General features: G+C 33.6%; 14 protein-coding genes and 1 pseudogene. 13 read left to right on the forward strand and 2 right to left on the reverse strand.

The features are described 5' to 3' along the window. The first annotated feature begins 2 nt into the window (after positions 1-2). Genes DRW41_RS22865 through DRW41_RS05020 form a run of 3 tightly spaced genes read left to right on the forward strand, consistent with a single transcriptional unit; the run spans position 3 to position 3,166 of the window. A complete protein-coding gene (locus DRW41_RS22865; protein ID WP_181884414.1) occupies positions 3-155 on the forward strand; it encodes a hypothetical protein in 153 nt (50 codons plus the stop codon). After that, complete coding sequence (locus DRW41_RS05015; protein ID WP_115450833.1) at positions 139-2,280, forward strand: coiled-coil domain-containing protein; 2,142 nt, start codon at positions 139-141, stop codon at positions 2,278-2,280. Before DRW41_RS22865 ends, DRW41_RS05015 begins: the two co-directional genes overlap by 17 nt. Before the next feature lie 4 nt (positions 2,281-2,284). Beyond that, positions 2,285-3,166 carry a hypothetical protein gene (locus DRW41_RS05020; protein WP_115450834.1) on the forward strand — a complete coding sequence of 294 codons (882 nt, stop codon included), beginning with the start codon at positions 2,285-2,287 and terminating at the stop codon, positions 3,164-3,166. A 144-nt stretch (positions 3,167-3,310) separates the two neighbouring features. On the opposite strand, the gene DRW41_RS05025 is transcribed toward DRW41_RS05020, so the two are convergent. Both DRW41_RS05025 and DRW41_RS23740 read right to left on the reverse strand, forming a co-directional pair. Further along, positions 3,311-3,568, reverse strand: a complete 258-nt coding sequence (locus DRW41_RS05025) for a hypothetical protein (RefSeq protein ID WP_115450835.1) — start codon at positions 3,566-3,568, stop codon at positions 3,311-3,313. A gap of 72 nt (positions 3,569-3,640) precedes the next feature. After that, positions 3,641-3,778, reverse strand: a pseudogene (locus tag DRW41_RS23740) (recombinase family protein); the annotation flags it as partial. A 447-nt stretch (positions 3,779-4,225) separates the two neighbouring features. Between DRW41_RS23740 and DRW41_RS05035 the strand changes: the two are divergent. The 10 genes from DRW41_RS05035 to DRW41_RS05085 all read left to right on the forward strand — a co-directional run bounded on the left by DRW41_RS05035 (position 4,226) and on the right by DRW41_RS05085 (position 22,205). Next, on the forward strand, positions 4,226-5,695 hold the full coding sequence (locus DRW41_RS05035; RefSeq protein ID WP_115450837.1) for a type I restriction-modification system subunit M: 1,470 nt from the start codon (positions 4,226-4,228) through the stop codon (positions 5,693-5,695). 7 nt (positions 5,696-5,702) lie between these two features. Further along, positions 5,703-6,890, forward strand: coding sequence for a restriction endonuclease subunit S (locus tag DRW41_RS05040; protein WP_115450838.1), 1,188 nt, complete (start codon positions 5,703-5,705; stop codon positions 6,888-6,890). 27 nt (positions 6,891-6,917) lie between these two features. Then, entirely contained in the window at positions 6,918-10,262 is a 3,345-nt protein-coding gene (locus DRW41_RS05045) for a DEAD/DEAH box helicase family protein (protein WP_115450839.1), read from the forward strand. Between the two features lie 354 nt (positions 10,263-10,616). Further along, positions 10,617-10,805 (forward strand): hypothetical protein, encoded by a 189-nt coding sequence (locus DRW41_RS05050; protein WP_115450840.1) that lies wholly within the window; start codon positions 10,617-10,619, stop codon positions 10,803-10,805. Positions 10,806-11,882: 1,077 nt separating this feature from the next. Further along, the gene (locus DRW41_RS05055; protein ID WP_222928828.1) at positions 11,883-14,969 is read left to right on the forward strand and encodes a UvrD-helicase domain-containing protein; all 3,087 of its coding nucleotides are present in this window, start codon (positions 11,883-11,885) and stop codon (positions 14,967-14,969) included. Positions 14,970-15,281: 312 nt separating this feature from the next. Beyond that, entirely contained in the window at positions 15,282-16,223 is a 942-nt protein-coding gene (locus DRW41_RS05060) for a DNA/RNA non-specific endonuclease (RefSeq protein ID WP_115450842.1), read from the forward strand. A gap of 1,492 nt (positions 16,224-17,715) precedes the next feature. Further along, the gene (locus DRW41_RS05070; RefSeq protein ID WP_115450843.1) at positions 17,716-18,756 is read left to right on the forward strand and encodes a nucleotidyltransferase domain-containing protein; all 1,041 of its coding nucleotides are present in this window, start codon (positions 17,716-17,718) and stop codon (positions 18,754-18,756) included. Further along, positions 18,756-20,588 (forward strand): ThiF family adenylyltransferase, encoded by a 1,833-nt coding sequence (locus DRW41_RS05075; protein ID WP_115450844.1) that lies wholly within the window; start codon positions 18,756-18,758, stop codon positions 20,586-20,588. The genes DRW41_RS05070 and DRW41_RS05075 overlap by 1 nt, the downstream gene beginning before the upstream one ends. After that, positions 20,560-21,072, forward strand: coding sequence for a Mov34/MPN/PAD-1 family protein (locus DRW41_RS05080; RefSeq protein WP_181884415.1), 513 nt, complete (start codon positions 20,560-20,562; stop codon positions 21,070-21,072). Before DRW41_RS05075 ends, DRW41_RS05080 begins: the two co-directional genes overlap by 29 nt. Further along, positions 21,069-22,205 (forward strand): SAVED domain-containing protein, encoded by a 1,137-nt coding sequence (locus tag DRW41_RS05085; protein ID WP_115450846.1) that lies wholly within the window; start codon positions 21,069-21,071, stop codon positions 22,203-22,205. Before DRW41_RS05080 ends, DRW41_RS05085 begins: the two co-directional genes overlap by 4 nt. Positions 22,206-22,259: the final 54 nt, after the last annotated feature.

The following is a 22,259-nucleotide window of genomic DNA, read 5'->3' on the forward strand; positions in this document are numbered from 1 at the left end:
TCTTGAGGGAAGAAAATATTTTACATTTTTTCGATAAATTATTAAATGACAAATTAGAATTAGAAATTTTAAACCTTATCGACCAGAACTTAAATGAAGAAGCTGTTTTAAAAACCTTATTATTAGGGGATTTAGAAGGTGAAAATGATGATTAATTATAATTACACATTAAGAAGGAATGAAGGGGATACTAATGTTTTATATGTACCTAAGAAGATTCCAACACAATTACCCAATTTAGTTTATATAGAAGGGCCAAACTCTTTGGGTAAAAGCACACTTCTAAATATTGTTGCTTTGGGTATAAATGGACTTAAGAACGAAAGTATAAACAGTGCACTCAGAAAAAAAATGAACGCACTCTTAGAATCATCACACCAGCAGCTTTCTTTTGAAATATCTATACAGAATAACGACGGTAGTATTGAAATAGTTTCGGAAAAGCAAGAGGATAGCAAACAGATAATTGTGTATGAAAACATGAATGGTGTAAAAAAGCCAATATCCCCAGAGAAATTGCAGCGAGAATATAACGTAATATATGATATCCCTTTTAACCCAATAGAAAGAATAGACCAATTAACATTAACAATAAAAAGTACACAAGAAAATTACGGTAGCAGGATAGCGTTACTTAGGAAATATATTAACCAAGTAATTGCGGAAATTAAAAATGCAAAAAACCCTGAACAGATTTTGGCGTTGAAGGAAAATATTGAATCTTTGAAAAGAGATCAAAAAGAGCTAAAAACTAAGCTGAATGCAAACGTGATATACCTTGATATTCTAGAAAAGTACACATTCATTAATAATTATCTTGAATTTTCTAATCAAATTAAGAAGGCACAAAATGAAATAGAAAAACTTAAAAAGAAGCAAACAACAAACAAACGCCAAATATCAAGAAAAAGTAATGCATTTTCAAAATTAATAGACCAAGCAAAAGATACAGTGGATTTATTAGAAAAACAATTTAATGAAGTTACACCCAAATTGAAAAAGATTTTAAGCAAAAATCAAGAGCAACTAATTCAGTTGTGGGAATTAATAGATATCCAATCTTCTTTTAAAGAATTAACCTTCAATAACAAATTTCAAAATTTAATTTCTTTATTTAAATCAGATTTATCTAAATTAATTAAAGATGATCATTATATAAATACATATGAAGAAACAGAGGTCATTGGGAAATTAATTACCTTATTAGATGAATATAAATTTAAAAATATAATTATACCTGGTTATGGCAAGAAGGTATCTGAATTCATCGATATCTTAAAAGAAGAAATCAAGAAGCAGAATGATAAAGCAACTTATTTTATTAATATAAGATCAATGATTGAAAGTCTTGATAAGATAAATAGCTATAGAAAAATGTTAGAGGACGATATATTTCCAAGGATTAGAGAAATTAGTAAGAATGAAGACTGGTTTGAAGTTGAAGATTTTTCATCATCATTAAACGATTTACAAAATAAATTAAAACAACTAGAAAATGAATTGAATTATTATGAAAAATTATGCATTAAGAAAGACATTGATATTTCAAATATCGAAATACTAAACTCACAATTGAATGAGCTGTATTCATCAAATGCAATTAGTGATTATGAAAAAAGTCTTACAGAGGATCAACTAACAGAAAAGCTTTCCTTTATTAATGCAGAAATCAGTAAAGATGAAAAAGATCTTAAGAAAATTACTGATTTTATTGTATTAAAGGGCTTGGAGCTTGAGCGATTGGAATCAAAAGAGCCTCATCCTTATCAAGAAAAGTTAGAGTACTTATCAAAATTACAAAAAACATGTTTGGAGTTGGAACAAAAGTTTAGAATTAAATACACCTCATATATCGATAACATCATTAATAATAAAAAATATGAAAAAAATGATGATGATCAAAAAAGATATTTTAATGAAGTAGCACAATACTTAGGAAAAAGAATAGGAGAAGTTAGATATATTGATAATGTGTATACAGCTGAAGCAGTAGATATTATTGAAGGTGTAATAAGAACAAAAGAAGGAAAGATAATACACTTAACTGATATGGGGACAGGGCAAAGTCAAAGTGCATATTTGCTTGCTCAATTAAATACATCGGATAATAGGAAAATCATTGCCCTTTTTGACGAAGTAGCAATGATGGATAAAAATTCTCTAGAGCCAATTTTCTTGAAAATGAAGGAACTTTATGAGAAAGGCAAGCTATTAGTGGGAATAGTAGTTCAAAAGGGAGATCAAGTTAGAATTGAAAAAATAGAGGATATTTTGAGGTGATCATATGGAAAAAGAATTAATTTATATTTTGAGAAAATTTTATGATAAACTTATGCAAAGTTTCCTTTATGAAAAAAAGCTTAAAAACAATTCTATATTGATTTCTATGATGGAAGTTAAATCCAATATTAGATATAGAATATTAATGGATGCATCGATCTCCATATACGAGTTACCTAAAACAATTCTGGATACTTTACTTAATAGGGGCTTAATAGCTGAATCCGATGAGCCTGATAGATTTTTTATTACTGCGAAAGGTGTTTGGGCTATCGAAAAAAGTAATGAGGATACTCTAGTAAAGTTTATTAACAATAAATTCTTTAATGTTTCTCAAAATAACAAGAAAATATCCGATAAAGAGAAAATAATATTATTTTCAATGATATCAGCCCGAACATTTTCCCCTGATTCTTCCATAGATTTAAAAAAAGATCATTATACATTGGATGCTTGGATAAGGATAATAGATTCAACTTCCAAAAAGCTTTTAGAAATGGGTGTAATTAAAGAAATTACTCTTTCAAATCTGTATGGAAAGAGCGGTAATGAACACAAAGTGAGTCATTTAATTAGGCATACCGATGCACTACCTAAAAAAACAAAAGGACTTTTTATGGCAGCAGGAAATCAAAAATACTATCTAAACGTAACTAGTAATGATAGATATTTACATAAAGAAAAAATATCGTATATACTTTCCCTTATATTTGATGACGAAAACTTAAAGAAATATGAGACTATAATTGAGGTTGAATCATTTTGTAAAGAACTCGCTTATCAAGAGGCTCCTTTTTTATTTAATATTGGGGAAGACAATTTCACTTCACATGAGTATGACGATATAATTACAGAAGCAATTAATGAGTCAATATTACTTAGATAGCAATAAAATGTGGTGTTAATTAATTCTTTTAAACAGTTTCCCTTATAATAGCCGTTAGTTTATTTTGGACTAACGGCTATTTTTATTGCCAGTACGTTTGTATAAAAATCTTTCTCGCTTAACGATAACAATAAATATGCTATTTTAAGAGTTTTTTTTAGAAAGAATATAAAGTTCGTCTAAAATCTTTTCAATAAGGAATGTATCAAGCTCTAATCCGTTAGAATTTAATTTGTTAATTACTTTTTCTTTAGCCTCAGGGTCAATCATTATATTATGGGTAAATCTTAAACCTAACGTTTTAGCGAATAAAATTCCATCTATGTACAAAGGATAGTTCTGCATCAGCCCTTTTTTCATAGACAAGTCCTGTCCGGAGCTGTTAACCCCTATATTGTTCATCTCCCCAAACCCTTAATAGCTGAAGAATTAAAAGTTCTTTATAGAAATCCCCTGTTGAAGCGAATAATATTTTTACATTTTCTCTTTGCAAATGCGGTATATATTAGATGATTCGTAACTATTACGAGATAGTCGAGAGTGAACTCTTGTAACAATAATGTTAATCTCATCATTTTCGATCATCTTCATTAATTTCTGTAATTGTGGCCTGTCAGATGTTTTACTTCATACAGCCCCTACAAATTTTTGTGTTCGAATTATAATCTTTGGGATTTAAGGAAAACAAGAGTTTGTAAAAAATAAATGAAATTAATTTTCTTGAGGTTTATATTTCATACAGCCCCTACTAATTTTTGCGTTCAAATTATATTCTTTGGGATTTAAGGAAAACAAGAGTTTGCAAAAAATAAATGAAATTAATTTCTTGGGGTTTATATTTCATACAGCCCCTACAAATTTTTGCGTTCGCATTAAATTTTTAAGTTTTTGAGAAACAAGGTTTTTAGAGAAAAGATACAAAATATTATTTTGTACAATTCGTAAGGTATTTGTTATAAGAAGTTTGGTATAAAAAAAATTAAAAAATGAATTCCTTATAATTTCGATTTACCAATAGGTTATAATTAAATGAGATTAAAACTAAGTAGAGGTGCAGAAATGATTACAGGGGAATTTAAAAATAAAGTAGATAAAGTCTGGGAAACATTCTGGACAGGAGGGATTACAAATCCTTTAACTGTGATTGAGCAGTTTACATATCTCTTGTATATCAAGGGTTTAGATGACAGTGAAAAGAAAAAAGAATTGGATGCCGAATTACTAGGTTTAGATTTCGAAGGGATATTTCCTAAAGATCAACCTCAGTTGAGATGGTCTATATTTTCAAATATGGGGCCGGATGAGATGTTTCGAGTTGTTTCTTTAGAAGTTTTTCCTTTTATTAAAGGCTTAGGTGGAAAGAAGTCCGTTTACACCAAGTTTATGAAGGATGCTATCTTTGTTATCCCAACACCTTCTTTACTTTCAAGGGTGGTTGCTGGAATTAATGGATTGATGCAAGCGAGTAATTCTAGTGGCAGCAAAGATACTCTCGGTGATTTATATGAATATCTATTATCCAAACTTTCAACCGCTGGTACTAATGGGCAATTTAGAACTCCTCGCCATATTATTGATATGATTGTTCGGCTTATGAAGCCTACACCAGAAGATATCATTGTTGATCCTGCTGCCGGATCTGCTGGGTTTCTTGTTACTGCGGGAGAATATTTAAAAGAGAGTCACAGTGATATGTTTTTAATTCAAAGCTTAAAGGAGCATTTTAACCAAAATATGTTTCACGGTTTCGAAATGGATGGTACTATGCTTCGAATTGGTGCTATGAATTTGATGCTACACGGTATAGATAATCCTAATATCGAATATCGAGACAGCCTATCAGAACAAAATAAAGATAGGGAACAATATACTTTAGTGCTTGCTAATCCACCTTTTAAGGGTTCATTAGATGAAGAATCTGTATCAGACGATTTGTTAAGGGTTACGAAGACCAAGAAAACAGAACTTTTGTTTTTAGCATTATTTTTAAGGCTACTAAAAAATGGTGGTCGTTGTGCCTCAATTGTTCCGGATGGAGTATTATTTAATGGTTCAAATGCCCATAAATCCATACGTAAAGAAATTGTTGATAATCACAAATTAGAAGCAATTATTTCGATGCCTTCGGGAGTTTTTAAACCGTATGCCGGGGTTTCTACTGCGGTGATAATATTTACTAAAACTGGGGCAGGTGGAACTGATAAGGTTTGGTACTATGATATGAAAGCTGATGGATATTCACTAGATGATAAGCGAAACCCCATTGAAGAAAATGATATTCCTGATATTTTATCTAGATACAGTAATCTTACAGCGGAAAATGAGCGAAGCCGAACTGAGCAATCCTTTGTTGTATCAGTAGAGGAAATACGAAAAAATGGTTATGATCTCTCAATTAATAAATATAAAGAGGTTTTGTTTGAGGATATTGAATATAGGTCACCAAAACTAATTTTGGAGGAAATTGATAAATTAGAAACAGAAATAGTACAAGGAATTAGAGAGCTGAATAACATTATAGGTAGGTAGTTAATATATGGATTTAGTAGCTATAAGTGAATTATGTCAGATAAATATAGGGAGAACTCCTTCTCGTTCTAATTCTTCCTATTGGGGGAAGGGCCATAAATGGCTTTCTATTTCAGATATGAAATCAAAATTTGTGAAAGAAACAAAAGAGGAAATAACGGATTTAGCTATAACTGAAGCTAAAATGAAGGTTGTACCTAAAAATACAGTTCTAATGAGTTTCAAATTGTCTATAGGGAAGGTAGCAATTACTCAAGAAGAAATTTATACTAATGAGGCAATTGCATCATTTCCAATTCTGAAAAAAGATAAACTAACACCACAATACCTTTATTATGCTCTAAAAACATTAAGTTTAGATAGTTTAACTGATCGAGCTGTTATGGGAGCAACATTAAATAAAGCAAAATTAAACCAATTAAAAATACCCTTACCTCCTATTGCTGAACAAAATAGAATTGTAGGGATATTAGAAAAAGCAGAGATAATTATTGGTAATCGGATTGAACAGTTGGAAGAATTAATAGACCTCGCTAAGAGTTTGTTTTATGAAATGTTTGGTAATCCTTCAATTAATAGTAAAGGTTTTATATTGAAACCTTTAAATGAAACTTGTATAAATGTCGATGATATTCGATGTGGACCATTTGGAACTCAGTTAAGTTCAAAAGAGTTTGTCAAAACAGGGGTTCCGTTATGGGGAATTAAGCACATAAATAGTAAATTTAAAATTTCTACTGATGAATATGTGACTCCAGAAAAAGCTTTATTTTTAGAGAACTATAGTTTAATTCCTGGAGATATAGTAATGACCAGGAAGGGTACCGTGGGTAAATGTGCTATATATCCTGAACATTTACCCGGAGGTATTATGCATTCAGACCTATTAAGAATTAGGGTTAATCAAGAGATACTTAATCCTACTTTTTTAATGTTTCAATTTAGTTTAAGTAAAGATGTTGAACACCAATTATCACAAATCAGTTCTGGTGCAATAATGAAAGGCTTAAATGTAACAAAGCTTAAGAAAGTAAGGGTATTAGTTCCCCCAATAGAGTTGCAGAATGAGTTTGCAGACAAAATAAGTCAAATTGAACAACTACGAAATACTATACAAGAAAGCTTAACAATCCTTGAAGAGAATTACAAATCACTACTTCAATTAGTTTTAAATGGGGAATTGTTCTTTAACTGATTTTAACTAAGGTAGGGGAGGATTAAATTGTATAGTAATTTTGACTTTATAAAAGAGAAACCACAATTTAAAAGTTTTGCCCCAGCTTGTTTAGAAGCAGAGAGAAGCCTTCAAGTTAGTCCTGCGACTTGTGCCATTTTATCTCGACGTGCTTTAGAACTTGCCGTGAAATGGCTTTATGTATCGGATAAAGAGCTAAAGGCTCCGTATCAAGAGAATATTTCGAGCTTAATACACGAGAAAACTTTTCTTTCTATAATTGATGAAAAAATTTTCCCTTTAATAAAATTCATAATTAAACTTGGGAATGTTGCAGTACATACCAACTCAGAGATAACTAGGAATGAAGCGGTACTGTCCTTAAATAATTTACATCAATTTATAGACTGGATTGATTATTGCTATTCAGATTCTTATTCAGGGGAAAAGTTCAGTGAGGAGATTCTTCTTTCTAGTGAGGATACTCGAAAAAGACCTGAAGAATATAAAGAGCTTTATGAGAAACTTAGTTCTAAGGATCGCAAATTAGAAGATTTAATTAGAGAAAACGAACAACTCAGAAAAAAAATGTCCAAAAAACGGAAAGAAAAACTCCAAGAATACGAATTTCAAGTTGATGAACTTTCGGAATATAACACTAGGAAAATTTATATTGATTTGGAACTAAAATTAGCAGGTTGGGAATTTGGAAAAGATTTAATAGAAGAATATCAAGTAACTGGAATGCCTAATAATCAGGGAATAGGATTTGCCGATTATGTGTTACTGAGTGATAATGGTAAACCTTTAGCAGTCGTAGAAGCAAAAAGAACAGCTTATGATGCTATTAAAGGAAAGCAACAAGCAAAGCTATATGCCGATTGCATTGAACGAATGCACGGACAGCGGCCGGTAATTTATTATACTAATGGGTTTGATATTAGACTTTGGGATGATATTTATTATCCGGAAAGAAAAGTATCTGGATTTTATACAAAGCCGGATCTTCAGTTATTGGTTGATAGGCGAACTATTCAAAGACCATTGATAGATATTGAAATAAACGACAACATCTCAAATCGTTATTATCAGAAAGAGGCTATTTTATCTGTTTGCGAAGCAATTCAGCAAAAACAAAGAAAAGCCCTCCTTGTAATGGCGACAGGAAGCGGAAAAACTAGGACAGCAGTTTCACTCGTAGACGTTTTGGTTCGACATAACTGGGTAAAAAATGTCTTGTTTTTAGCAGATCGTACCGCTCTTGTATTACAAGCAAAGAAAAATTTTAATAATTTACTACCAAGTATGACTTTATGTAATTTACTTGATAACAAGGATAACCCAGAATTAAGTCGTATGGTTTTTTCGACTTATCCTACGATGATGAACTCAATTGATGATACAAAACGTAAAGACGGTAATAAGCTTTTTACTGCAGGTCATTTTGATTTAATTATTGTTGATGAAAGCCACCGTAGTATTTATAAAAAGTACAAAGCAATTTTCGATTATTTTGATGGTATCTTATTAGGTCTGACGGCTACTCCTAAGGATGAAATAGATAAAAATACCTATGATGTATTTGATCTAGAAACAGGGACACCAACATACGCCTATGAACTAGAGCAAGCAGTAAAAGATGGATTTCTTGTTGATTATAAAACTTATGAATCTACCTCTAAAATCCTAGATGATGGATTAAGGTATGATGAGCTATCAGATGAAGAAAAAGAACAGTTTGAGGATACTTTTGATGATGAAGAAGGTAAAGAAATTAGCAACGCTGCTGTTAATCAATGGTTGTTTAATAATAACACCATAGACCAGGTATTAAATGAACTAATGGAAAAGGGCATAAAAGTTGAAGGCGGAGATAAGCTCGGAAAAACCATAATCTTTGCTAATAACTCTAAACACGCTGAGCATATTGTTAAAAGATTTGACCATCTTTACCCACAGTATAGAGGACAATTTGCTCGTCAAATTGATTATAAGACCGACTATGTTCAAAGCCTAATTGAAGACTTTTCAACTAAAGAGAAGTTCCCACAAATTGCAGTCTCAGTTGATATGCTCGATACAGGAGTGGATATACCTGAAGTTGTAAACCTGGTTTTCTTTAAAAAAGTTCGTTCAAAGTCTAAGTTTTGGCAGATGATTGGGCGAGGTACCCGACTTTGCCCAGATTTATTCGGTGTTGGCGAAGATAAAAAGTACTTCTTAATATTTGATTATTTACGGAACTTCGAGTTCTTCCGGGCCAATGAAAAAGGCACTGAGGGGAAAGTGAGTATTGGTCTTACAGAGCGAATATTTAATTTAAAGGTAGATATTATAAAAGAACTTCAGGCAATGGAGTACCAAGAGGGAACATATATCCGGCATAGAAATGAATTGATTGAGCAGGTATACCAAGAGATTCTTAGATTGAATGAAGATAATTTCCAAGTAAGAATGCACCTTCAATTTGTCCATAAATATAAAAACAAGGCAAATTGGGAAGCTCTCTCAGTTTCAAACGTAAGTGAAATACAACAAAACATATCTCCATTAATAATCTCTATGGTTGATGATGAACTAGCTAAGCGATTTGATAGTGTAATGTACACAATTGAGCTGGCTAAATTAACTGCCAAAAATGCAACCAGGCCGGTAAAAAGTGTTGTTAAAACAGCAGAGGATTTATCGAGGCTTAGTACAATTCCTCAAATTAATGCTAAAAGGGATATTTTGATGAAGGTACAATCCGAAACATTCTGGGAAGATGCTGACATTTTTGAATTAGATGAGGTTCGAGAGTCTATTCGGGAACTTGTAAAGTTTCTTGAGAGAGAAAAACAAGCAGACTATTATACAAATTTTAGTGATATATTTACTGTTATTAGTAGAGGAGAAGGCTCATTTTACGCAACCAATAATCTACAAAATTACCGAAAGAAAGTAAACCAATACTTAAAAGAACATCAAGATCAAACAGCCATTTACAAGTTGCGGCATAACAAGTCTCTAACTCATCAAGATGTTCAAACACTCGAAGGTATTCTTTGGAATGAACTTGGTACAAAAGATGATTATACAAAGGAATTTGGTGAAACTCCAATTACTAAGCTTGTTAGACAGATCATCGGCTTAGACCAGCACGCAGCAAATGAGGCTTTTTCCGAATTCCTTAATGAAGAAAATTTAAACGTTAATCAAGTAAGGTTTGTAAAGCTAATTATCGATTATGTAGTAAAGAATGGCACTCTCGAGAAAAAAGTGTTGCAAGAAGATCCATTCCGGTCTCTTGGCAGTATTTCAGAATTATTTAGAGAAAATATTGGAGACGTTCGAAGAATACTTCAAAAAATTGATGAAATTAATAGGAATGCTGAGACCTATCAGGGTGCTTAGGATAAAGAGAGCAACAAAAAAGAAAGGTAACTAACTTGAGGCTAGTTGCCTTTCCCTGTTATAGAATTTTTACGTCTGTCTTTAATCTCCAATACGCTGAAATTTTAACCTATTTTACATTTGTTTAAAAACTCTTCCGCAGACTTAACTAGAATTTCCATCTAAAAGTTTCATTAGCTTTTTTTACCGATTAGTTCCTCCTCAAAATTTACTAGTAAAAAGCGTAGTTTAAGTAGCACTTATGGAGGAAAAAGACAGCTAATTAAGTCTAAATTTTGACTTTTGTTTCCATTTATACCACCAATGTTTAGGTTGCTGTATACTAACAGAGAAACTAATAAGGGAGGGAAATGAATGGCAATAAAAAATTTTAGCTTTGTTATAGACAATGAAATATTAGAACAATTAGATTATGAGGGAATTCTTGTTCATCCTATTAAACAAAATGAAGTAATGCTTGTTATGAGTTCCAAAGATAATAACTTCACCCTTCACATTTACAAATTAAAAAAAGAATCCTCCAACGATTACTACATCAAATAAAAGTTAACCACCAAGACTTTCACTTCTTTGCTTGAAATGCAAACCTTCTTGAATAAATTCTCAACTTTTAATGCTAATGACTTTTCTAAGTTTATGAAAAAACACTCCTAAAATTGGTTTGTTACTAGCGTGATATTATAGGAGTTAACATAAAATTTGTATTGAGCAAATAAAAGTTGCGGTCAACAATGTTAATTCTTCTCGCCGGTATAAAGCTATTAAAAGGCTACTTCTTTTAGGGAAAATTTTTTTCAATTGTCCTGTTTACATTCAAAACAAAGTAAGATAAATACCTCCGAATTTTTACAATTCAACAGAATTAAATTAATCGATCAATAAGGTGAAGAAAGGCAGTGAGATACACTGCCTTTTGTCGTTTTATAGAGACTTTTTAAATAGCCCCTTAAAGATGGAAAAACATATGACATTTCCTTGATAAATACTTATTAAATTATAATTTAAGAAAGGGATTAATTAATTTTTTCGAAATTAATGTTTGGATGGGAAATCAATGAAGGCTGATAGAAAAATAAAAAGTCATATCGCAATTTAGCATCCAAGAAAAACTTAATATAACTGGCAGTGTGCCCATTCATCTATCGGTAGGCGATTGGATAATGCAAAAAAGACGTTAAAAAATTGTTAGAGTTTCCCGTCATCCTCGCTCACGACTTACCATCGTGATGTCATCCCGTTAGAAGGGAATTAAGTCCCCCAGATTGACCTAACTATGATATGCATTTTTATTGATTAGGACTCAAACATCCCGTACTCGTTGCAATTTGCAAGGTGGGTTTGTGGTACGTTTCGTGGTGAAACGGTTGGTAAAGCGAGACCTGGGCGACTCAGAAGTGCATTTGGTGTACTTCTGGTACTACAAAATCGGCGGCTCCATACTCAAAACAGGAGTTATAGTAAATGCCGAATTCCCCCTTTTCGTGAGGGTGAGTTCTGGACTTCACCACCACATACCAGGTTTGTAAGTGCTTGATAATAATATGCCTTGGTTCAGAAAATAGCTAATGATATTATTATATTTAAGATATATAACTAAAGATGTTTGTAGGGGGAGAGGGAATGCCAGATAACAGTTTATTTAAAACCATTATGTCGTTCCTTATCTTGTTGCGAAATAAACCGGCACTAAAAAGAGAACTTCAGAAAATGTTTGAGGCTAATAAGGAAATTGAGAGTATCATTTATAAAATAGAATACTCACCTATATTTATACCGGTGGAATATTGTGAAGAAGTAAAAGTAAAACAGGCTGAATCGATATTTAAGGCAAATCAAATGAATATATTCCATAGTTCTAAAAAGGCAAAAGAGTATATCTACCGTTATTTATCAGAGAGCAAGTCGGAAGATATATCTCGGCTGGAAGCAGATTATATCGTGGTATGTTCGTTATACCTTGATAAAGTAAATTCACTGGAAGTTAAAATACGTGAAACGAATGAAAAGCTCGAGCAACACTATAAAGCAGTTGCGACTTTCAATAAACTAATCGAGGACCAGCCAAGGTATATATCCAATTCCGATTTCCATAAGATTAAGGGAGAGAATATAGCAACATATACCTTCTTTCATAAAAACAATCCAAACAGATCGGACGTTGCACAATTTTTAGAGATATTTAAGAAATTCGATAAAGAATTTACCACGAAATACAATGAAGCGTTTGTTAAAAAGGAGTTAGTGGAAAAGGATGAATTCTTTAGCGATATTGATGGAAAATCGTTGGATCAGCAGCAAAGACGAGCAATTATCACGGATGAAGATGGGAATCTAATTGTGGCCGGTGCTGGTTCCGGAAAAACACTGACGATATCAGGCAAGGTGAAATACCTAGTCGAGACAAAAGATGTAAACCCAGAAGAAATCCTGCTAGTTTCGTTCACCAGAAAAGCGGCCGAAGAAATGAGGGAACGGATAAAGAACAAGCTGGACATCGACGTAGATGTTAATACGTTTCATAGCCTGGGCAGGAAAATCATCGCAAAAGAAAAGAGCAGGATGCCCGATGTGGAAGAGAATGCTGTTCAAATAATAAAAGGGTATTTTGAAACTGAAATGTATGACGATCCGACTCAATTGAAAAGGATGATTGAATACTTTGGGTATTATCTCAACATCCCGATTGATATTGAAGAGTTCGAGAATTTAGGCCAAGCGTTCCACTATCAAAAAAACCTTGATTTGCAGACACTTCGAAGTAAATATGAAGGGCAATTACTCGAACAAGGAGAGCCAGGGTATTTTGATGATAGAGGGCAAATGGAATTCGAGAGTATAAAAAATGGAGTTCGGTACGTTAAGGAAAAGACAGAGGAATGGAGACAACGAAGGCTTACAATAGCCGGTGAAAAGGTTAAAAGCCTTGAAGAAGTAATGGTCGCCAATTTCTTGTTTCTAAATGGGATAGATTATGTTTATGAAGAAAATTATCCGTTCAATACGGCTACCGAAACGTACAGGCAATACAAACCTGATTTTTACCTACCGGAATACGGAATCTATATTGAACACTTCGGCATTACTAAGGAAGGTACAGCTCCCTGGCTTAGTGAGTTTGAAGAACGTAAATATATAGAGGGAATCGAGTGGAAAAGACAGGTCCACAATGAGAACCAAACAGAATTAGTTGAAACCTATTCTTACTGGAACAAAGACGGAATGTTGTTGGAACTGCTAAGAAGACGATTACTTGAGAGAGGTGTTGAGTTCAAAGAGGTAGATTTTATCGATATTTTCAACAAAATATACGACACGGAAAACTCAAACCACTTTGACGAGTTCATTAAATTTATCACTTCCTTTATCAATTTATTTAAATCGAACGGGTATCAGGCTGAGATGTTTGATGAATTTATCAAGGGGTTAAACAACAAAAACCTTTTCTTTTACAACCGCACGAAGCTTTTCTTAGAAATTACAAAGCCGGTTTACTCATTTTATCAAGGTCAGCTTACCAAGATCAATAAAATCGATTTCAACGATATGATTAATCTGGCAACCGATGCCGTATTGAAGGGCAAAGTAAATTTCCCTTATAAGTACATCATCATCGATGAGTACCAGGATGTATCGGTAAGCCGATTTAACCTAATCAATCAGATAAGGAAGATAACCGGAGCAAAAGTTCTGGCAGTGGGGGATGACTGGCAATCCATATTCCGGTTTGCTGGTTCTGACATCAATCTCTTTACGAAATTCAAGAAGTATTTCGAACACAGTGAAATGTTGAAAATTGAAAACACCTACCGAAACTCACAAGAACTGATTAATGTGGCCGGCAGTTTTGTGATGAAAAACAGGAAACAAATTAGTAAGAACCTAACCTCAAACAAAAGGAACAATGACCCGCTCAAACTCTATGGATATATAGGGGAGGAAGTATACCGTACATTAAAATACGTGATAGAGGAAATAGTTGAAGAATATGGAGAAAAAGCAGAGATAATGCTGCTGGGTAGAAACAACTTTGATATTCAAGTAGTGGGAAAGGATGAAGAATTTAAAGTCATTCCCACAAAAGATGGAGTAAAGATCAGGCATAACAAATATCCGGGATTATCTATGTTCTTCTTGACTGCTCATAAGTCTAAGGGGTTGGAAGCTGAAAACGTCATTATCATCAACGCTTCTAACGGTAACACCGGTTTCCCAAATAGAATGGCCGACGATCCAATTCTTTCATTGGTTTTAACCGCTCCAGATGAATTCTTGTTTGCTGAGGAACGAAGGTTGTTTTATGTCGCAATGACGAGAACTAAAAACAACACCTATATCCTGATTCCGGATATGAATATGTCATCATTTGTGAAAGAACTGAAAGATAGTTACTCCATAAATTATAAGATTATCGAGGGCAATACAATTGTTTCGGATAATCCGAAATGTCCTAGATGTATTGAAGGTCATTTAATGTTAAGAGAAAATAACAGCAGTAAGGAACGTTTTCTTGGTTGTAGCAATTATCCATTGTGTGAACATACGATAAAAGATATTAGAGTGATGGAAAATCCTATTAAGTGTACTTCCTGTGGTGGTTACTTGGTCCGAAGAAAAGGTCCGAGGGGAGAGTTTTATGGATGTTCTAACTTTAAGGATGGCTGTAGAAATACAAAAGATATTAAAGAAAGCATAACTTCCTGGTGGTAACAGGTTCGGTTTTCGAGTACAAAAACTTTATTTCGCATACAAATTAGCAGACCAATTCGCAACTGAATTGGTCTGCATCTTTTTGTTTTATATCAGGGTTTTTAGTGCATTTAAGGGTGTTTTTATACCCGAATTCGCCCCCCTTTTAGTACGATGACAAAAGTTTATTGTAGTGTGCAAATTCGTATGCTAATTTGCTATACCGATTAGTGTATTAAAAACGGCAAGCGAATTTTTTGGATATTTATGTTAATATAATAGGGAGTCTTATTGAAAAAACGGGAGTTTAATTCAGGTTAGGAGAGTACTAAAATGAAAAATAAAATGAACATTTTATGCTTACTTTTAACAATCACCTTTATGGTTGGTTGTACCAACGTAGAAGATAAATCCAATACAGTTGTAGGGACAGATTCACAAAAAGCAGTCGCAGCCGAAGGAAATAATAATAATGTAATAGAAGAAACTGTCACCAAGGTTTCAGAAGAAACGGCAACCCAACCGAATAATGAACTTTTCCCAGGCTACAAACTTATTGAAGTTGATGGCGGTGATTTATCTGGACATCGTGAACCTAACGTTGTTGTTGACATTGGGTATGGTGATCGAGAATATTGGGCATTTACGAATGAATACGGGCAACTAGTGCGTGTCATTACTGCTGAAATCATCCTACAGGATGACAGTACCGAACCAGTATTATCGTCCGGCAGATACTATTCTGATGAGGCAAAGGTTCCGGGTGTCGAAAGTGACGCTTTAGATGAAGGACATATCATTGCTGATTCTCTCGGAGGGGTATCAAATGCTTATAATATTACTCCGCAAGATAGCATACTCAATCGGCACGGTGATCAAGCTTATATGGAAGATTCAATCAGGAGAGCGGGTGGTGCTACTGACTTTGAAGCGATTATTACGTATCCGAATACCAAAACACAGATTCCTTCGAGTTATCAATATACTTATACACTAATGGGCAACAAGATCGTTGATAAATTTGATAACTTGAATCCTGACAAAGTAAACGAATCACTCGGTTTAACTGACAGTGAAGCAGTTGAGGGAACTGAACCAGCCGAATCAGCAGGGTCAAACACAAACGTTGATATTTCTAGCGTTGATACAAACGGCAATGGACAGGTGACAATCAAAGAAGCAAAAGATGCAGGTTTTAAAATGCCAATAACGAGCGATCATTGGTTATACCCATATATGGATGATCGTGATAACGATGGTATGGTAGGTGAGTAAACTATAGAACTTTGAGACTACTATAAAGAAAGTTCATAGCATAATACTCTGAGCTTTCTAGTGTGCTAATTTTCCTGCTGAAGATCTGCTAATTCATCTGTGGATTTTCCGTCCGAAAGCACTTCAAGTTCGAATTTTATACTTCAAATTTTTCTGTTTTTATTATTAACACTTCTCTGTATGCATCGGCTTAAACCAGCAGGCAGCAAATGATGCCTTTTCCGAATTCCTTAATGAAGAAAAGTTAAACGGTAATCAAGTCAGGTTTGTAAAGCTATTATCGATTATGTAGTAAAGAATGGCACTCTTGAGAAAAAAGTGTTACAAGAAGATTCATTCCGGACTCTTGGCAGCATCTCGGATTTGTTTAGTGAAAATATTTGGGACGTTCGTAGAATACTTCAAAAAATTGATGAGATTAACAGGAATGCTGAAGACGTTCCGGGAGCTTGACTTTACAAACTGTTCATTTAATTGAATGTAGTAAGTAAGTAAGTAAGTAAGTAAGTAAGGAAGGAAGGGAGTTAAAACTAAATTTAACTTCCTTCCTCTTTTAAGTTCGAGGTTATGAATATGACCTTATTGGTCGCCAAACGAATTTATATGGTTCATATAAAAACTGATCATAAAAATCTTACAATTGATATATTTTAAATGGATCCTTCTTTTAATGTTGAATATAAACTAGATTCTTTATGCACCGATATAACCGTTTTAAAGAAACCTTTAATAAGCAGCCATAATTCTGGATATACGTAAATGAAGTCGTCTACGGCTGAGTTCGAATAATAGACAAGACAATCCAACTGGACTTTGCTCTTTTTTAAATCGTATAAAAGTGCGTGTAGAATTGTATAATGGCTATAAATCTGATAAGGGTTTAATTTTACAGAATGTATTTGGTGTTCATTTAAAAAATCTTTTAGGACTTTTTCCTGTAATTTAAAAGTTTCTTCCTTGGACAAACCCTATAAACTAATTCTGTCATTAATAAAGTATATTCCTTGCATATAAAAGTCTCCTATCCAACTCGGCTATTAACATCATTGCCAACGATTAGATAAGGTATACTTTTTGAATACTAACGGTTTATATAACGTCTTTCTTAATTATTGTTGACTTCGCAAATCTTTTCGAGGTGAAATATATGAATTTAGAATAAAAGTGGAAAGGCCAACTGAATTATGACATTATTCACAAGCATCTCCCATAGAAATGGTTGTGTCCGGGAAAACTTTTAGCTAAAGATGAACAACTAAAGAATTGCTATATTGTTCTTCTTAAATATTTATTTAAATGCATTTCTCTGGTACCAATATAAAAACGATAATAATTTCATTTAAGGTTAGAACATTCTTATCCAGGAATGTTCTTTTTATTGAGAAAAAATAAGATATATATATTCAGAATATTAACTGATAAATGCGAACATTCATTCTTAATGTGTGATACAATTTAAGTAATTATTTTGAAATTTTTAGGAGGGGTTACAGTGGCAGATTGTAAAACGCAATTTAACAAGTTTCACAACAATATTAAACTTAAAGAAGAAAACGAGATTTTGAAAGAAAAGAGAGATATTATTATTAAAAAGCTTGAAGAAAAATTACCAGAACAAACTGATTACGAATTTAGCGTTTTTAATCAGGGTTCTTATGCGATGCATACCGGAATTAAACCGCTCGATGATGATTTTGACATTGATGTGGGTTTGTTTTTTGAAATGTCTAAAGATGACGTTGATCCAGTTCCGGCAAAGAAGTGGATTCTGGATGCTCTAGAAGGACATACAAACGATGTGAAGATGAAGAAGCCTTGTGTTACCGTTACTTATGAGGCGGGATATCACGTAGACGTTGCAGTGTATGCTGCAAATAACAGTGATGGAAAAGTTTATCTTGCAAAGGGTAAACCTACCAGTAAGGCAGAGGATAAGTTTTGGGATGAATCTAATCCAAAGGATTTAATAAAGACAATAAAAGAATATTCATCTGATGAAAACGACCGAAAGCAATTTAGAAGAGTAGTTCGATATCTAAAGAGATGGAAAGATAACAATTTCACATCTGCAAATGGTAAGCCAACTGGTATTGCACTAACTTCTTGCGTCTATCATTGGCTTGATATACAAAAAGAAACAGATTTATTTGATGGTAAGACAACATACAAGGATTTAGATGCACTTATTAACATTGTCTCTAATATGATTTCTAAATTTGTGTATGAATATGTATTGGTAGATGGCGAATATAAATATATGCCTAGATTAAGAGTAAATCTCCCAGTCGAGCCAAAACCTGAGTTATTCGAAAAGATGACTTCTAAACAGATGAAAACTTTCAAAGAAAAATTAGAAGAGCTTTTGGCATTCTTAGAGGAAGCAAAAGGAAAAACAGACCCTACTGAAGCAGCAGAGATCCTACAAGGACAATTTGGAGATGATTTTCCTATACCGACCAAATCATCTACTGGTAAGAAGGCTATGGCAGCGGCTGTTCTTACAACTTCTGAGTCAGCGAGTGAACAGGATTAATGACAATCAACCTAGAAGATGTCAAGGCAGAATTAGATGAGATTGATCAAAACCTAATTAGCTCTTTTAATATATTGAGTGGGGTAGATTCAGAAAAGTATAGTGGGTGTATAAATCTAGCGGAAATTGGGATTGAGATATGTGGGAAACCGGCAATTTTAACTGTCGGTTTCCCTAAAAACTTCCCTAATGAAATACCAAAGTTCTATGACAGCAATAACTTATTTGGAGATATCCCTCATAAGTTAGCTAATGGTTTCTTGTGTTTCACTAGAAATGAATCTTTACTTATAGATGAAAGGTACCCGGCTTCTATCCTATTAAATTGTTTGGAGAAGGTTATAAAGTTAATAGAGGATGGAGTAAAAGGGGAGAACAAAGAGGATTATGTGAAAGAGTTCGAAGTATATTGGCCTTCCATTTTGACAATATACGCCCATATCGATACAACAGTACTAACAGTAAGGGAATTAAACTTGTGGAATATGAAAGTAGATAAAAAACATCTACTTGTTGCTGCCGAAAAAGTTGGATTGCTAGATGATACAATTAATAATATTTTTGGTTTAGATGTAGGAAAAGCAACAAAGTATAGATGTATATATCTTCCTTTAAACGAGGGGGCATTTATATTACCGCCTGTAAATAAAAAATGGAGTTTTGCAGATTTAAAGGGAAATATATTCTCTAATTTGTCAGAGGAAAGTAAAAAAGAGTTCAACCGGATTGTTAACAGGCCGGTAAAAGGCGTTCACCCCATTTTTGAGTATGTAATTGTCGGTTTGGCAAATTCAAATGGGAGTGTTTCTTTATTTGGTTGTGGAATAGATGGGAATATTATTAACCTTAAATCATTAAAGAAAAAAGGTAAGGTTAAAAAACAAATACACCCATTTGTTATAAAACCTAAAGAAGCTAATTTGTATCCAGCAACTATTAAGCGGTGGCATCCCGAATACATCATAAATAGAACTGGCGGTAATCGTAACCTGAAAGATAAACACATCTTAATTGCTGGATTAGGATCAGTAGGCAGTGAAGTTGCTATGCGGTTTGCAAAAGCTGGTGTAAAAAAATTAACATTGGTTGATTTTGATTATATGGCATTCGAAAATGTTCATCGTCACGCACTTGGGATTGATCAAGTTTTTCTAGCAACTGATGAAATCTTCTTGGAACGTCCAAAGGTATGGGGATTAAAAGCAGAGATAAATAGGAAATATCCATTCACTGAGGTTGAAGTTCATTTGAAAAGCATCTTTACTATTATGGATGAAGTTAACATAAGCAAGAATGATATTGATTTAATTGTCATTGCTATTGGTTCTCCTAACAGTGAAATGAGGATTAATAAGAAACTTTTAGGTCTTCCTGATCCCCCACCTACAATTTATACCTGGGTAGAGCCGCTCGGTATAGGAGGTCATACCCTAGTCACATTAAACGGGGAAAAAGAAGGATGTTATCAATGTTTATTCAAAACAAATGAGGAATTACCTATTTATAACCGCTCGGCTTTTGCTCAACCGGGACAAGACTTTTCTAAATCAATAACAGGCTGTGGCTCGGTTTTCACTCCTTATAACTTTTTAGACAGTGAACGTTCAGCAATGTTAACAGTGGAGACAGGTATAAAAGTTTTAATAGGTAAATTAAATGGGAATCCCTTATTATCTTGGAAGGGCGAAGATTCCCTGTTTAAGGAATATGGTTATAAAACAACCATCAGATACACTTTTTCAAGTGAAGCGTTAAATGAGAGGAAATATTCATATAAAAGAAATGACTGTTCAGTCTGTTCCAATGAAGGAGTGGATATGCATCGACAGTAATAATGAAGAAGTTTATTTATTGCCAGATAATAGAACATTATATATTCGGCCAGAAGCGATAAAAAAAATGTTCAAATATAAACAGGTCAGATGGACGGATACTGAAGCTGGGGGAATACTCATCGGAAGAATATTAGAGGAAGATAATAATATTATAATTGATGATGTATCTGAACCGATGTCAACAGACAAAAGAAGTCGAATACGCTTCAGTAGAAAACCTGATGGGCATCAAGAGTATATGAATGAAGCGTATGAAAGAGAAAAAGGATGTTGCTTCTATCTTGGAGAGTGGCACACTCACCCTCAAAGAATGCCTGTTCCTTCATCTATCGACCGAAAAGATTGGAAACGATTATTAAAACTGGGATTCGAATCTGGATGTTTACTCTTCGTAATAGTAGGTATAGATGAATTGAAAGTTTGGTATGGATACGGAGAAGCTGCGACCGTAGTTGAACTAAAGAGGAGGGTAAGAAATTGACTTCAAGTTCAGGGAAACTTAAAAAAGTAAAACCAAGAAGAAGGCAACTTAGAACAGCAGAAGAAGCCTATTTATGGGTTGCTTGTGGGGGGGTTTGTTCGTTCGAAGGATGTAATAAGAGGTTGATTGAATCTTCCCTCGGGGACCTAACTAATGCTGGGATAAAAGCTCATATAATTGGTCACGCAGAGAATTCCGCTCGGCACGAGTATATGGAGGAATATGGGTACATCCAAGAAACCTTGGAAGATGTATCGAATTTAATGTTGATGTGTTACTACCATTCTAAATTGATAGACGATGAACATACTCGGGATCAGTTCCCTCCTAATAAATTATTTAAAATGAAAAAAGACCACGAGAAGAAGGTTGCATCTTGGTCAGATGATAAGAAAAAGAAAAGTATCGCCTTGATTCATAAAAGAATAGGTGGTCCAATAAGCGATATAGAATTTGAGGGTGAGGCTCCGTATATACTTCTGGATGCTGTGGAAGACCAAACAGTATTTGAAGATTTCACCCTCGAAGGATGGGAAGTGGGTAAAAAAAGGAACGTTGAGTTATACAGCAACTTTCTTCAGAAAATAAAAGAGAAGGATGCAGAGGTAGGAGAAGTGTTCCCCTTATCTCCTATTCCGTTATTAATACACTTAGGTTCTTTATTAACCGATACTGTCCCTTATTCTATATACCAATTTAATCGAGAGACACAACTATGGGTATCGGATAACCCAGGTACAAATAAAGATTTATCACTGACAGTTTTACAGGAAATTAAAAAGAATGAAGAATTAGCAGTTCTTGTCTCAGTAAGCGGGATTGTAAAATTGAAATCAGTAGAGGAAACATTGGAAAATGATTTTGATTTTATTTCTTTTGAAGTAGATGATCCTGGTTTGAAAAGAATTTTATATAGTGAAGATGTCGTTAACATCCAGAGCAAGATAAAAGATGATGTAGAGAAATTACTTCAGAAGTATGATTATGAGAAAATACATCTTTTTTATGCCGGTCCTGCAGGTCTTGCTATTGAGATAGGCAGGGGTATAAATCCGAATATATGGTGTGAGGTTTATTTGTATCAATACAATAATAGAGCAAAGCCGAAGTATCAATATGCATTAACGGTATGATTGCTAACACATTACCAAATTAATTGGTGATGTGTTTTGGGAAACTGATAATAA

Source organism: Neobacillus piezotolerans (assembly GCF_003362805.1).
In the GTDB taxonomy this organism is placed as follows: Bacteria; Bacillota; Bacilli; order Bacillales; family Cytobacillaceae; genus Bacillus_D; species Bacillus_D piezotolerans.

Coding starts and splice junctions, on each gene's coding strand:
- DRW41_RS05050 (WP_115450840.1), top strand. CDS start 10,617: ATGGCAATAAAAAATTTTAGCTTTGTTATAGACAATGAAATATTAGAA.
- DRW41_RS05055 (WP_222928828.1), top strand. CDS start 11,883: ATGCCAGATAACAGTTTATTTAAAACCATTATGTCGTTCCTTATCTTG.
- DRW41_RS05035 (WP_115450837.1), top strand. CDS start 4,226: ATGATTACAGGGGAATTTAAAAATAAAGTAGATAAAGTCTGGGAAACA.
- DRW41_RS05060 (WP_115450842.1), top strand. CDS start 15,282: ATGAAAAATAAAATGAACATTTTATGCTTACTTTTAACAATCACCTTT.
- DRW41_RS05040 (WP_115450838.1), top strand. CDS start 5,703: ATGGATTTAGTAGCTATAAGTGAATTATGTCAGATAAATATAGGGAGA.
- DRW41_RS05025 (WP_115450835.1), bottom strand. CDS start 3,568: ATGAACAATATAGGGGTTAACAGCTCCGGACAGGACTTGTCTATGAAA.
- DRW41_RS05080 (WP_181884415.1), top strand. CDS start 20,560: ATGAAGGAGTGGATATGCATCGACAGTAATAATGAAGAAGTTTATTTA.
- DRW41_RS05020 (WP_115450834.1), top strand. CDS start 2,285: ATGGAAAAAGAATTAATTTATATTTTGAGAAAATTTTATGATAAACTT.
- DRW41_RS05075 (WP_115450844.1), top strand. CDS start 18,756: ATGACAATCAACCTAGAAGATGTCAAGGCAGAATTAGATGAGATTGAT.